We start from the raw sequence: 12,985 nt of genomic DNA on the forward strand, positions 1-12,985 counted from the left end.
GCCATCGCGTTGACAGGCGTCATGGGGTCGGCGGTGGCCGGCGAGGGCATGTGGGTGCCGCAGCAATTGCCGGAGATTTCCGCCGCTTTGCAGAAGGCCGGACTGGAATTGCCCGCCGAACAACTCGCCGACCTGACCGGCGACCCGATGGGCGCGGTGGTATCGCTGGGCGGCTGTACCGCCAGCTTTGTGTCGCCGCAGGGTCTGGTGGTCACCAACCACCATTGTGCTTACGGCGCCATCCAGCTCAACTCGACGCCGGAAAACAACCTGATCGAGGACGGCTTCAATGCCGCGGCAAAGGAGCGCGAAGTATCGGCCGGGCCGAACGCGCGCATCTATGCGCTGGACTCGATCCGCGACGTGACCCGCGATGTCCGCGCCGCCATCGACGCAGCTCCGGATGCGCTGGGCCGCACGCGCGCGCTGGAGACCATCCAGAAACAACTGGTGGCCGACTGCGAGGCCGATCCCGGATACCGCTGCCAGTTCTACAGCTTCGCCGGCGGCAACACCTACCGCCTGTTCAAGAACCTGGAAATCAAGGACGTGCGCCTGGTCTATGCGCCGCCCAACAGCATCGGCAGCTTCGGTGGCGATATCGACAACTGGATGTGGCCGCGCCACACCGGTGATTTCGCCTTCTACCGCGCCTACGTCGGCAAGGACGGCAAGCCGGCGCCGTACTCGACCGACAACGTGCCCTACGAGCCGAAGCATTTCCTCAAGTTCGCCAGCCAGCCGCTGAACATCGGAGATTTCGTGATGGTGGCCGGCTATCCGGGCCGGACCGCACGTTACGCCCTGGCCGAGGAATTCGACGCGACCGAGCAATGGACCTACCCGACCATCAAGCGCCATTACGAGGCGATGGTGGATCTGGTCGAGGCGGCCGGCGCGAAGGACGAGGACATCAAGGTCAAGTACGCCAGCACGATCCGCGGCTGGCAGAACACGATGAAGAACTACGACGGCCAGCTGGAGGGCTTCCAGCGCATCAACGCCAGCAAGACCAAGCACGCCGAGGAGGCCGCGGTACTGGCCTGGCTGCGCGGGCAGGGCGCCAAGGGCGAGCCGGCGCTGCAGGCGCACGCACGCCTGCTGGAACTGGACGCCGCCGAGCGCGCGACCCGCGAGCGCGACCTGGTCTTCGGCCAGCTGATCCGCACCGGCGCGATCGGCGCGGCCACCGGCCTGTACCGGTTTGCGATCGAGGGCGAGAAGCCCGACGCACAACGCGATGCCGGCTACCAGGCGCGCGACCTGCCGGGTTTCGAAGGCTCGCTGAAGCAGATGGAGCGCCGCTACGACGCCGGCATGGACCGCCAGCTGCAGCAGTACTGGCTGCGCGAGTACGTGAAGCTGCCGCAGGCACAGCACATCCCCGCGCTCGATGAATGGCTGGGCGGGAACGACGAGGCCGCGGTGCAGGCCGCGCTCGATCGCCTGGCCGGCACCAGCCTGGGCGATCTCGATACGCGCCTGAAGTTGATGCACGCCGACCGCGCGACACTGGAGGCCAGCAAGGATCCGGCCCTGCAACTGGCCGTCGCCCTGATGCCGACGATCCTGCAGAACAAGGAGCTCGACGAGATCCGCACCGGCGACGTGCTGCAGGCCCGCCCGGTGTACCTGCAGGCCGTCGCCGATTACCGAGCCAGCCGCGGCGAATCGGTCTATCCGGACGCCAACTCCTCGCTGCGCATCACCTTTGGCAACGTGCAGGGCTACACCAAGCTGGACGGCAGCCGGCAGGCGGCGTTCACCACGCTGGAGCAGATCGCCGACAAGTCCACCGGCGTGGAGCCGTTCAACGCGCCCAGGGCGCAGCTCGACGCCATCGCCGCCAAGCGCTACGGCGGGCTCGCGAGCGAGGAGCTGGGCACGGTGCCGGTCAACTTCATGGCCGACCTGGACATCACCGGCGGCAACTCGGGCTCGCCGGCGATGGATGCGCGCGGCGAGCTGGTCGGGCTGGTGTTCGACATGAACTGGGAAAGCGTCAGCTCCAACTGGGTGTTTGACCCCGACATGACCCGGGTGATCGCGGTCGATGGGCGCTACCTGCGCTGGGTCATGCAGGAGGCGTTCCCGGCGCCGCAGGTGCTGGAGGAGCTCGGCCTGCCTACCGGCCAGTGATCCCCGCACCGCCCGTCGCGCTTCCTGTTCCCTCGCATCGAGTACCCGCATGAAAATCATCCTCGCCCGTCATGGCGAAACCTCCTGGAACGCCGAAGGGCGTTACCAGGGCCAGGTCGACATCCCGTTGTCGGAAACCGGCGAGGCGCAGGCACGCGCGCTGGGTGCGCGCCTCCACGACGTGGAGATCACCCGCGCGGTCGCCTCGCCACTGTCGCGCGCACGCCGCACCGCCGAGCTGGCGCTGGGCGAACACCGCGCCCGCCTGCTCAGCACCGACGCGGACCTCAGCGAGATCGCGCATGGCAGCTGGGAAGGCCTGCTGGCCAGCGAGATCCACGCGACCGATCCGGAACTGCTGAAGCTCTGGCGCGACGCACCGCATGAAGTGCTGATGCCCGGTGGCGGCGAGTCGCTGCAGCATGTGTTCGACCGCGCGTGGCCGGCATTCGGGCGGGCAATGGCCGGCCTGGGCGACCACGACACCCTGCTGGTGGTCGCCCATGACGCGGTCAACCGCATGTTGCTGTGCAACGTGCTGGGAATTCCCTTCTCGCGGCCGTGGACGTTCCGCCAGGCACCGACCACGCTCAACCTGCTGGAAGGCTCGCGGCTGGACGATCTCGAGGTGGTACGCCTGAACGATTGTTCGCACCACACCGCGTTGTTCGGCGAAGCGGTGCATCGCGCGCTCTAGCCGCGGCCGCACGGCCAGTGTCCCGCATCTCCTCGCCCTGTCTTCCGTCCTGCGAGTGTCCGCCATGAACCTGTCCCAATGGCTCGACCGGATCGAGCAACTGCACCCCAAGTCGATCGACATGGGGCTGGAGCGGGTCGGCGAGGTCGCGGGTCGCCTGGGCATCGCGCGGCCGGCGCGGCGGGTGATCACCGTGGGCGGCACCAATGGCAAGGGCTCCACCGTCGCCTTCATCGAGGCGATCGGCCGGGCCGCCGGCTGGCGTGTCGGCGCGTACACCTCGCCGCATCTGCTGGCCTACAACGAGCGCATCCGCATCGACGGTGTGGACGCGGACGACGCGATGATCGTGGCCGCGTTCGAGGCGATCGAAGCCGCGCGCGGTGAGACCCCGTTGACCTATTTCGAGTACGGCACGTTGGCTGCCTTGTGGCTGTTCCAGCGCGCCCATCTTGATCTGGCAGTGCTGGAGGTTGGGCTCGGCGGCCGCCTGGATGCGACCAACGTGGTTGACCCGGATGTCGCGGCGATCACCACCGTGGACGTGGACCACCAGGACTATCTGGGCGAAGGGCGCGAAGCCATCGGGCATGAAAAAGCCGGCATCGCCCGGGCCTGGAAGCCGCTGGTGCTGGGCGATGACGATCCTCCCTCCAGCGTGCTGCGCCATGCCTACTCGATCGCGGCCAAGACGCTGAGGATTGGCTGCGACTTTTTCATCGACCTGCCCGGCGGTGCAAGCGGCGATCCGGAGGATTCCAGTGCCGTCGGCGCAGGGCGCTGGCGTTGGCGGGAGGTTGGCCACCGCATCGACCTGCCGTTGCCGCGGCTGGCGGGCCGAATGCAGCTGCGCAATGCCGCCGTGGCCGTCGCTGCGTTGCGGGCGCTGGACAAATCACCGCCCGACCGGGCGGTCGTGCAGGGAATTGCCGATGCCCGTATCCGCGGCCGGCTGCAGCGTTTCGACCGTGACGGGGTGGAGGCGGTGGTGGATGTCGGCCACAACCGGCAGGCCGCGCATGCCCTGGCCGATTGGCTGGCGGCCAGTCCCGTTGCCGGCCGGACGCACGCCGTGTACGCGGCGCTGGTGGACAAGGACGTGGCGGGCGTGGTCTCGGCACTGGCCACCAGCGTCGACCACTGGCACCTGGCCGGTCTGGCGAGACATGCACCCCGGGGCGTCTCCGTGGAGGATTTTGCGCCCCGGCTGGCCGGGACCGCGGCCCAAGCGGGCCGGCGCCATGACACGGTCGCCGATGCCCTGGACGCGGCGCTGGCTGCGGCCAGCCCGGGCGACCGGGTGCTGGTGTTCGGCTCCTTCCACACCGCCGCCGAGGCGCTCACCCTGCTGGAGGGCGCGTCCACGGTGGCGCCGAACTGAACCGCCGGGTCGGGACTGCCGCCGCGGTCCGGCCTTCATTTGGCACAAGGGTATAATTCGCCGGCATTCCCCGTTGCCTGCGAGATCCGATGGAACCTGCCCTCAAACAGCGTCTGATCGGCGCGGCCGTGCTGGTCGCCATTGCGGTGATCTTCCTGCCCATGCTGATCAAGGGCCCCGCCCCCGACAGCGGCGTGTCGGATATTTCACTCGACGTGCCTTCCATGCCCCGGCAGGGTTTTGAAACCCGCGAGCTGCCGCTGGTCACGCCGCCAGCGCGCAATGGCGCCAGTGTCACGGCCCCCGGGGCGGAGCCCTCCGGTGAGGGCGCGCTGCCCACCGTGGATACCCGCGCCGCGCGAGACAGCGGCGATCAGGCGTCGGGGATGACGCCGGCAACGGTGGCGGCCGGCAACTACGCCGTCAGCTTCGGCAGCTACGCCAGCCAGGAAGATGCACAGAAAGTGGTCGGCGCGCTGCAGGCGGCTGGGTTTCCCGCCTTCCAGGAATCGGTGAAGAGCGGCGAGCGAACCTTGCACCGGGTCCGCATCGGTCCTTTCCAGACGAGTGCCGAGGCCGAAACCGCGCGCATCGATTCGGCCCGCGTGCGCAAGGACGTCGGGGCCAAGGTTTTGGTGCTGGACGCGGATCGCGCCGGCTCCGCACCCGCGAGTGCGAGTGCAGGGAAAACCCCGGCGCAGCCCGCGCAGACGGTTGTCGCCAAACCCGAGCCAAAGCCGGAACCGCCGAAGCCGACACCCGCCGAGCCGGCCAAGCCGGTCGCGACGGCACCAGCGCCTGCAAAACCCGAGCCGGCACCCGCAACCAGCCAGCCGGCTCCCGCCGCGGCCGGAGTGGGCTTCGTCGTCCAACTGGGTGCCTTTGGCAACCCGGCCGAGGCCACGGCGCTGCGCGATCGCGCGCGCAGCCAGGGCTTGAGCGCGTTCGTCGAGCAGGTCCGCAGCGGCGACGCCACGCTCAACCGGGTCCAGGTCGGTCCGGTCGCGGACCGCGCCGCGGCTGACCAGCTCAAGGTGCAGGCCGCCGCCAAGCTCGGCATCTCCGGCTTCGTCCGCGCACATCCATGACGCAAGGTTTGATGTTGCCCGGCCGCATGCGGCGCGACCGGTTGGCGCGATGATCGCAATCGACTGGGTCCTGATCGGGCTGGTCGGCGTCTCGGCCCTGTTCGGGATGATGCGCGGCCTGATCGGCGTGCTGGCGTCGCTGGCGGCCTGGATCCTTGCGGGCCTGGCGGCGTTCCAGTTCGGGGCGCAGGTCGCGCTGCTGCTGGCCGGCAGCGGCGAGCCGGGCGCCGGTCACCTGTTCGCCGGCTACGCGCTGGCTTTCATCGTGGTGATGATCGTGGTCGGCATCGCGGGCTGGATGCTGCGCACCCTGGTGCACTCGGTGGGATTGTCGGGCGTGGACCGGATGCTCGGGTTCGTTGTCGGCGTCGTGCGCGGCCTGGTGATTGCCTGCGCGCTGCTGTTGCTGATCGGATTGACCGAGCTGCCGCGCGAGCCGTCGTGGCGATCCTCCCGCGTGGTGCCGCTGCTGGTACCGGGCGCCGAGCAGATGCGCGCCTGGCTTCCCGAGTGGGTCGCCGCGCAGGTGGACCTTCGCGGTGATGGCGACGGCCCTCCGCTGCTGTCGCCCGAGACATTGCCGCGCCTGCCACGGCCGGTGTCGCCGCCTGCGACCCCTGACGCGGTTACGCCGGATGCGCCCGGGCCCGGGCCGGTCGAGCAGGAAGCGCCGTTGCCGACGCCGGCGCGGTCAGCGCCGTCGGGCGATGCGGACAAACAATCGGTACTGCCGGCCGAACGCGGCTGAGCTCCTCTCCACAACGGCGCCCCCGCCGTCATCTTTTCGCCCCGCTCCAACCAACCAGGATTACCAGTCATGTGCGGCATCATCGGAATCGTCGGCCACCAGGACGTCGCGGCGCAGCTCTACGACGGACTGCTCGTCCTCCAGCACCGTGGCCAGGACGCCGCAGGCATCGCCACCGCCGACCGCCACCGCTTGCTGCTGCACAAGGGCAACGGTCTGGTCAGCGACGTGTTTGACGACGCGGCGATGCGGCGGATGGTCGGCCACGTCGGCATCGGCCATTGCCGCTACCCGACTGCCGGCAGCGAGGGCGACGACGAGGCGCAGCCGTTCTACGTCAACTCGCCCTACGGCATCGCGCTGGCCCACAACGGCAACCTGATCAACGCCGACGCGTTGCGCGAGGAGCTGTTCCAGCAGGATCGGCGCAACGTCAACACCGAGTCGGATTCCGAAGTGCTGCTGAACGTATTCGCGCACGAAATGGCCGGACTGGAGCCGCTGTCAGCGGAAACCGCGTTCCGCGCCGTGGCCGGCGTGTACCGGCGCTGCGTCGGTGGCTACGCGGTGGTGGCCACGGTGCTGGGTCTGGGGCTGGTCGCATTCCGTGACCCCAACGGCATCCGCCCGCTGGTGCTGGGCAAGCGCAGCGGTGCGAGTGGCGACGAATACGCGGTGGCATCCGAATCGGTCGCCTTCGACCTGACCGGCTTCAAGCGCGTCCGCGACGTGCAGCCTGGCGAGGCGATCGTGATCACCAACGACGGCAAGCTGCACGCGCGCCAGTGCGTCGCCCCGGGCACGCACACGCCGTGCATCTTCGAGTACGTGTACTTCGCCCGGCCGGACTCGATGATTGATGACATCTCGGTGCACAAGGCGCGCATGCGGATGGGCCAGAAGCTCGGCGAGAAGATCCTGCGCCTGCGCCCGGACCACGACATCGACACGGTGATTCCGATCCCCGATTCCTCGCGTGATGCGGCGCTGGAAGTGGCGAACGTGCTCGGCATCAAGTACCGCGAGGGGTTCATCAAGAACCGCTACGTCGGCCGCACCTTCATCATGCCGGGGCAGGAAATGCGGGCCAAATCGGTGCGCCGCAAGCTCAATCCGATTCCGTTGGAGTTCCGTAACCGGGTCGTGCTGCTGGTGGACGATTCAATCGTGCGCGGGACGACGTCGCGGCAGATCGTGCAGATGGCCCGCGAGGCCGGCGCGCGCAAGGTGTACCTGGCCTCGGCAGCGCCGCCGGTGCGCCATCCCAACATCTATGGCATCGACATGCCCAGCCGGGAGGAGTTGATCGCCCACCAGCGCGATGAGTCGGAGATCGAGAAGCTGCTGGGCTGCGACTGGCTGGTCTACCAGGACCTCACCGATCTGGAAGAGGCGGTGTCGGGGCCGAAGCATCGGCTGGCGGATTTCGATTCCTCGTGTTTCAACGGGGAGTATGTGACGGGCGCGGCGGAGGAGTATTTCGAGCGCGTGCGGCGGTTGCGGTCGGATGAGGCGAAGGCGGATCGACGGGCGCTTTAGTCGGTCGTTTGACTGGGCAGTTGGTTGTTGGGCGCGTGGGCGGGTTGGTTGGTTGTGTGATCCGGGATGTGGGGCTTGGAAGGTTCGCGCTGGCGACACCGGGACCCTGTTCCAAGTCGCTCCACGATATTCGCTTGGTTGGAACATGATCCCGGTGTCGCCTTGGGGGATTCGGCGGCGTCGACCCGGAACGACGATGTTGCTCGGGGCGACGGATCTCTGTTGAGCAGACCGTGAGAGGTGGGGAGGTTCATGGATCTTTTTGAGGCGGCCTGGGAATGCCTGGAGGCGGAGTCGCCGGTCGCGAAGGTGGCGGCTACCGTGCGCGCGGCTGCCGCGTTTTCCCGGGGGGAACTGCCGATTCCGACCGATGCCCCGCCGCCGCGGCCGATCGGGATGCCGGGGCGGCCGTCGCGACCGCGCCTGGTGCATCCGCGCGATCTGCCGCGGCGCGGGTTTGGCAGCGACGAGGGGCGGGCGGCGTTCATCCATGCCATCGCGCACATCGAGTTCAACGCCATCGACCTGGCCTGGGACGCGGTGTACCGGTTCCGGGGGCTGCCGGATCGGTTCTACGCCGACTGGGTGCAGGTGGCGGCCGATGAGGCGCGGCATTTCACGATGCTGCGTGGGCGACTGCAGCAGTTGGGGCGCGATTACGGGGACTTCGACGCGCACAACGGTCTGTGGGAGATGGCGCAGAAGACGGCCGGCGACGGGCTGGCGCGGATGGCGCTGGTGCCGCGGGTGCTGGAAGCGCGCGGGCTGGACGTGACGCCGGGAATGATCCAGCGCCTGAAGGGCTTGGGCGACACACAGACGGTCGCGATCCTGGAGGTCATCCTGGAGGAGGAGGTCGCCCACGTCGCCGCCGGATCGCGCTGGTTCCGCTGGTATTGCGAGCGCCGCGGCGTGGAACCGGCATCGACGTTCCGCGAGCTGCTGACCGGCTACGCGCGCGCGGTCCTGCACGGGCCGTTCAACGTCGAGGCGCGTACCCGGGCGGGTTTCGATGAGGAGGAGCTGGCGATGCTTGAGGCGGCGGTCACAGAACTGGCCGCGGGGCCGGCGTGACCAAGGCGGTCGGTTAAGCTCAGCGCATCCAATCGCGAGGGCGTTGCCATGAATCATCTGCGTTCATTGACGGTGTTGCTGTGCGGTCTTGCCGCAGGCGCTGTCTTGCTGGGATGCGATCCCGACGCGCCCGCGCCCGCAAGCGCACCGCCGGTATCCTCCGCGCGGCCCGAGGGCAACGCGGCCCCCGATGGCGACCGGACGGTCGGGTTCCATGCGCGTGGCAACGAGCCGTTCTGGTCGGTCGAGGTCGCCGGGGACAAGCTGCTTTACAACACGCCCGACACCCAGCCCGGCGTCGAACTGGCGGCAACGCGAACCGACACCGCGACGGATGTCGAGTTCCGCGGCGTCCATGACGGCAAGGACTTCGTGCTCATCATCACGCCGGGCCATTGCGAGGATTCGATGTCCGACCAGGACTACGATTACACCGCGACCTTCAGCGACGGCGAGCGCCAGCTGACCGGCTGCGCCAGCGCCGAGGACTGACGCGCCCGGTTTCTACCCCCACCCGTTTCTCAGGCCAGCGCCTCCAGACGGTGCGCCTGGCGGTCGACCCGCAGCACCGAGCCCTGCTCGTACCAGTCGCCCAGCACGATGCGCTCGCGCGGGCGACCGTCCACGTTCAGCGCGTGCACTGCCGGCCGATGGGTATGTCCATGGATCAGCGTCTCGACGCCGAATTGCTGGAAGGCGGCGGCGACCGCGGCGGGCGCGACATCGGTAATCGTTTCCATCGTGCCTTGCGAGGCCAGGCCCGACTGGTGCGCCTTGCTGGCCTCGCGCGCCTGCTTGGCAAAAGCGATCCGCGCGGCCACTGGCTGGGCCAGGAACTGCGCCTGCCACACGGGATCGCGCGTCTGGGCACGGAACTGCTGGTAAGCGACGTCATCGGTGCACAGCGTGTCGCCGTGCATCAGCAGCACCGGTTTGCCATACAGATCGACGACGGTGGGGTCGGGCAGGATCGTCATTCCCGCCCGGTCGGCGAAAGCCTGGCCCACCAGGAAATCCCGGTTGCCGTGCATGAACCAGACCGGCGTTCCGCCATCGGCGACCACGCGCAGGCGGTCGGCGACAAAAGTGGCGGTGGCGGAAGGGTCGTCATCGCCGATCCACGCCTCGAACAGGTCACCGAGGATGTAGAGCGCGTCCGCGCCGCGCGCTTCCGCGTCCAGGAAGCGCCCAAACAGCTCGGTGATGTGCGGGCGTTCCGCGTCCAGATGCAGGTCGGAGATGAAGAGGGTCGTCATCGCGGCATTGTAGGCGCTGGGTGCGGATCCGCTGAGCCAGCCGCCGCTCAGCCGCGGATCCACCAGCAGCCAAAGTGGCGTTGCAATCCGAACACGGTATTGGATGGACTGATCCCGTCGCCGGTCGACTGCTCGATGCGCAGGGCCACGGGTGTCTGGCTGATCGGGCGTTTTGCGTAGTACTCCTCGTCGCTGACCACGCCATCGACCGACTGCATCGTTTGCGGACCAACCTGCACGATGCCGGCCAGCGGCCGGTGGGCAACCGCATCCAGCCGACGCAGGATGGCCACGCTCTGGCCGCCGGACATGCCGGCCCAGTGGTAGACGCCGGCCAACTGGTTGGTGTCCTGCTGGTTGATCGCGTTGGCGAGGCGCAGGACCAGTTCGGGAAGATTGCGTGCGCAGCCAAAGCGCGGCGGTGCGCGGCGACGCTGGCCCGCCTGCCCGATAGGGAGATCGCCTGCCGGGGAAGGCGTCGCGCCGAGTTCGGAGCACGGGCGATCGGTGTAGACCATGCCGCCGTCCGGCGCCTGGCAACGATAGATCGCCGCCTGGACAACGCGCGGTGCGACGCCGGCCGTGACCAGAACACTGGCCAGAAGCGCGGCACGCAGCAGGTTGGTGGGGGGCGGGGACATCCGTGCAGGTTACTACCGCCCGGCGATGCGGCGGGGCGATGGAAGGGCGCTTGGCGGGTTCCGGCGTATTGGTGGAGCAAATGAAATACAGCGTTGGCGCAGGCGGCATGCTGCAGCGGCGCTTGCCGCTACATTGGCGTGGATGCCACTGAATGACGACCACGAAGAGGGTGTGCCAATGAAGTTTGAAACGCTCGCGATCCACGCGGGATACGAGATCGACCCCACCACCAAATCGGTGGCGGTACCGATCTACCAGACCACGTCCTACGCCTTCGACAGCACCCAGCACGCGGCCGACCTGTTCGACCTGAAGACGCCCGGGAACATCTACACCCGCATCATGAACCCGACCAACGCGGTGCTCGAGGAGCGCGTCGCGGCGCTGGAGGGCGGCGTGGGCGCGCTGGCGGTGGCGTCGGGCATGGCGGCGATCACCTATGCGATCCAGACCATCGCCCAGCAGGGCGACAACATCGTCTCGGTGAGCAAGTTGTACGGCGGCACCTACAACCTGTTCGCCCACACCTTCCCGCGTCAGGGCATCACGGTGCGGCTCGCCTCGCACGACGACATCGCCGGGCTGGAGGCCCTGATCGACGAGAACACCAGGGCGGTGTTCTGCGAGTCCATCGGTAATCCCGGCGGCGACATCGTCGATATCCGGGCGCTGGCCGACATGGCGCATCGTCACGGCATTCCGCTGATCGTCGACAATACGGTGGCGACCCCGGCCCTGTGCCGCCCGTTCGAACATGGCGCCGACATCGTGGTGCACGCCCTGACCAAGTACATGGGCGGCCACGGGACAACGATTGCCGGAGCGATCGTGGATTCCGGCAAATTCCCGTGGGCCGAGCACAGGCAGCGCTTCGCGATGCTCAACGAGCCCGACCCGTCCTACCACGACGTGGTCTACACCGAGGCGTTCGGGCCGGCGGCGTTCATCGGGCGCTGCCGCGTGGTGCCGCTTCGCAATACCGGCGCCGCGCTGTCGCCGTTCAACGCATTTCTGGTGCTGCAGGGCATCGAGACGCTGGCGCTGCGCATGGAGCGCCACTGCGCCAACGCGCTCAAGGTCGCGCAGTTCCTGCAGGCGCACGACCACTTGGCCTGGGTGAAGTACGCCGGCTTGCCTGAGCATCCCGACCATGCGCTCGCGCAGACCTACATGGGCGGCTGTCCGGCAGGCATCCTCACCTTCGGCATCAACGGCGGGGCCGCGGCGGGGGCGCGCTTCATCGACGCGCTGCAGATGATCGTGCGCCTGGTCAACATCGGCGATGCGAAGTCGCTCGCCTGCCACCCCGCATCGACCACCCACCGCCAGCTCAATGCCGAGGAACTGGCGGCGGCTGGCGTCAGCGAGGACATGGTGCGGCTGTCGATCGGGCTGGAGCACATCGACGACATCCTCGCCGACCTCAGCCAAGCGTTGGAGGCCAGCCGGGGCTGAGGTACGGTTGGCCGCTTACCCGAGCCGCGCCAGCACGGCCAGTGTCGGCCTGGCCAGGTTGAGCGTGTAGAAGTGCATGCCGGGGGCGCCGCCGTCGATCAGGCGCTGGCACAGCTGGGCCACCACGTCGGTGCCGAACGCGCGCACGCTGGCGGCGTCATCGCCGTAGGCGAGCATGCGCTGGGTCACCCAGCGCGGGATCTCGGCCCCGCACATCTCCGAGAACCGGCGCAGCTGGCTGAAGTTGGAGATCGGCATGATGCCCGGCACGATCGGGATGTCCACTCCCGCCGCGCGCACGTCGTCGACGAAGCGAAAATACGCGTCGGCGTTGTAGAAGTACTGGGTGATCGCGCCGTCGGCGCCGGCCTTCGCCTTGCCGATGAAATGCTTCAGGTCGGCGTGCGCGTCGCGGGCCTGCGGGTGCATCTCCGGGTAGGCCGCGACTTCGATGCGGAAATGATCGCCGGTCTCGTCGCGGATGAACTCGACCAGTTCGCTGGCGTAGCGCAGGTCGCCCGGACTGGCCATGCCCGAGGGCAGGTCGCCGCGCAGGGTCACCAGCCGCCTGGCGCCCATGCCCATGTAGCGCTGCAGTTGCGCGCGGATCTCCTCGCGGCTGCCGCCCATGCAACTGATGTGCGGCGCCGCCTCCAGGGCGTGGTGCCCCTGCAGGCGCTCGATCGTCTCCGGCGTATGGCTCAGGGTCGAGCCGCCGGCGCCGAAGGTCACGCTCACGTAGTCCGGAGTCGCCGACTTGAGCCTGCCGGCGGTGCGGTCCAGCTGCTTGCGCTGCTCGTCGGTCTTGGGCGGATAGAACTCGAAACTGGTCGCGATCATGCGGAGGCTGCGTCACGGGTAGGCGGGCAATATATCGCTCTATCGTGATGGATGTAAATGGAATCGGGTTTCCGGGCCGATTGCGCGGGCCGTTCCCGCCGGGCGCTCCCAAACGCCGTCTGCAGC

At 68.4% G+C, this 12,985-nt stretch carries 12 protein-coding genes; 9 read left to right on the forward strand and 3 right to left on the reverse strand.

The features are described 5' to 3' along the window. Window positions 1-48 precede the first annotated feature (48 nt). The 8 genes from INQ42_RS02775 to INQ42_RS02810 all read left to right on the forward strand — a co-directional run bounded on the left by INQ42_RS02775 (window position 49) and on the right by INQ42_RS02810 (window position 9,158). Complete coding sequence (locus INQ42_RS02775; protein ID WP_194035716.1) at window positions 49-2,139, forward strand: S46 family peptidase; 2,091 nt, start codon at window positions 49-51, stop codon at window positions 2,137-2,139. Window positions 2,140-2,188: 49 nt separating this feature from the next. After that, window positions 2,189-2,836, forward strand: a complete 648-nt coding sequence (locus INQ42_RS02780; protein WP_194035039.1) for a histidine phosphatase family protein — start codon at window positions 2,189-2,191, stop codon at window positions 2,834-2,836. 64 nt (window positions 2,837-2,900) lie between these two features. Continuing rightward, window positions 2,901-4,217 carry a bifunctional tetrahydrofolate synthase/dihydrofolate synthase gene (gene folC, locus INQ42_RS02785; protein WP_194035040.1) on the forward strand — a complete coding sequence of 439 codons (1,317 nt, stop codon included), beginning with the start codon at window positions 2,901-2,903 and terminating at the stop codon, window positions 4,215-4,217. An 89-nt stretch (window positions 4,218-4,306) separates the two neighbouring features. Further along, window positions 4,307-5,305, forward strand: a complete 999-nt coding sequence (locus INQ42_RS02790) for an SPOR domain-containing protein (protein WP_194035041.1) — start codon at window positions 4,307-4,309, stop codon at window positions 5,303-5,305. Window positions 5,306-5,354: 49 nt separating this feature from the next. After that, entirely contained in the window at window positions 5,355-6,053 is a 699-nt protein-coding gene (locus INQ42_RS02795; protein WP_194035042.1) for a CvpA family protein, read from the forward strand. Window positions 6,054-6,122: 69 nt separating this feature from the next. Continuing rightward, window positions 6,123-7,592: an amidophosphoribosyltransferase gene (gene purF, locus INQ42_RS02800; protein WP_194035043.1), complete on the forward strand. Its 1,470-nt coding sequence runs from the start codon at window positions 6,123-6,125 to the stop codon at window positions 7,590-7,592. Window positions 7,593-7,844: 252 nt separating this feature from the next. Next, window positions 7,845-8,666, forward strand: coding sequence for a ferritin-like domain-containing protein (locus tag INQ42_RS02805; RefSeq protein WP_194035044.1), 822 nt, complete (start codon window positions 7,845-7,847; stop codon window positions 8,664-8,666). A gap of 48 nt (window positions 8,667-8,714) precedes the next feature. Then, on the forward strand, window positions 8,715-9,158 hold the full coding sequence (locus INQ42_RS02810; RefSeq protein WP_194035045.1) for a COG3650 family protein: 444 nt from the start codon (window positions 8,715-8,717) through the stop codon (window positions 9,156-9,158). Between the two features lie 29 nt (window positions 9,159-9,187). Here the strand turns inward: INQ42_RS02810 and lpxH are convergent, their stop codons facing one another. Together lpxH and INQ42_RS02820 are read right to left on the reverse strand one after the other, a co-directional pair. After that, the gene (lpxH, locus tag INQ42_RS02815) at window positions 9,188-9,922 is read right to left on the reverse strand and encodes a UDP-2,3-diacylglucosamine diphosphatase (protein ID WP_194035046.1); all 735 of its coding nucleotides are present in this window, start codon (window positions 9,920-9,922) and stop codon (window positions 9,188-9,190) included. 47 nt (window positions 9,923-9,969) lie between these two features. Further along, window positions 9,970-10,563 (reverse strand): DUF4124 domain-containing protein, encoded by a 594-nt coding sequence (locus tag INQ42_RS02820; RefSeq protein ID WP_194035047.1) that lies wholly within the window; start codon window positions 10,561-10,563, stop codon window positions 9,970-9,972. Between the two features lie 178 nt (window positions 10,564-10,741). On the opposite strand from INQ42_RS02820, the gene INQ42_RS02825 reads away from it, so the two are divergent. Beyond that, entirely contained in the window at window positions 10,742-12,019 is a 1,278-nt protein-coding gene (locus INQ42_RS02825) for a bifunctional O-acetylhomoserine aminocarboxypropyltransferase/cysteine synthase (RefSeq protein WP_194035048.1), read from the forward strand. A 15-nt stretch (window positions 12,020-12,034) separates the two neighbouring features. On the opposite strand, the gene metF is transcribed toward INQ42_RS02825, so the two are convergent. Continuing rightward, window positions 12,035-12,859 carry a methylenetetrahydrofolate reductase [NAD(P)H] gene (metF, locus tag INQ42_RS02830; protein ID WP_194035049.1) on the reverse strand — a complete coding sequence of 275 codons (825 nt, stop codon included), beginning with the start codon at window positions 12,857-12,859 and terminating at the stop codon, window positions 12,035-12,037. Window positions 12,860-12,985 lie beyond the last annotated feature (126 nt).

This window comes from Lysobacter avium (assembly GCF_015209745.1).
Lineage (GTDB): Bacteria > Pseudomonadota > Gammaproteobacteria > Xanthomonadales > Xanthomonadaceae > Novilysobacter > Novilysobacter avium.